Here is a 245-nt window from a genome sequence, read left to right on the forward strand (position 1 = left end):
TGCCCGCCGATGAGGGTGGTGCCTTCATCTGTTCGTTCGAATGCACCTTCTGCGCGGACTGCGCCGATGCGCTGGACGAGCGCTGTCCCAATTGCGGCGGCGAGCTGCTCGACCGGCCGGCGCGGGTCGGTGCGGCGCTGAAGAAGCACCCGGCCTCCACCAAGCGCCACTTCGTCGGTTGAGGGCAGGGCAGGGCAGGGGCGGCGCGGGGCGGCCTGCTTGCGGGCGGCCGCGCCGGCGGGCAA

1 protein-coding gene is annotated in these 245 nt (G+C 73.1%); it reads left to right on the top strand.

All coding sequences use genetic code 11. The features are described 5' to 3' along the window. On the top strand, window positions 1-182 hold a 182-nt coding region (locus tag AX702_RS01270; protein ID WP_066775364.1), incomplete at its 5' end, for a DUF1272 domain-containing protein. Between the last annotated feature and the right edge of the window lie 63 nt (window positions 183-245).

Source organism: Sphingomonas sp. CCH5-D11 (genome assembly GCF_001557395.1).
Lineage (GTDB): Bacteria > Pseudomonadota > Alphaproteobacteria > Sphingomonadales > Sphingomonadaceae > Sphingomonas.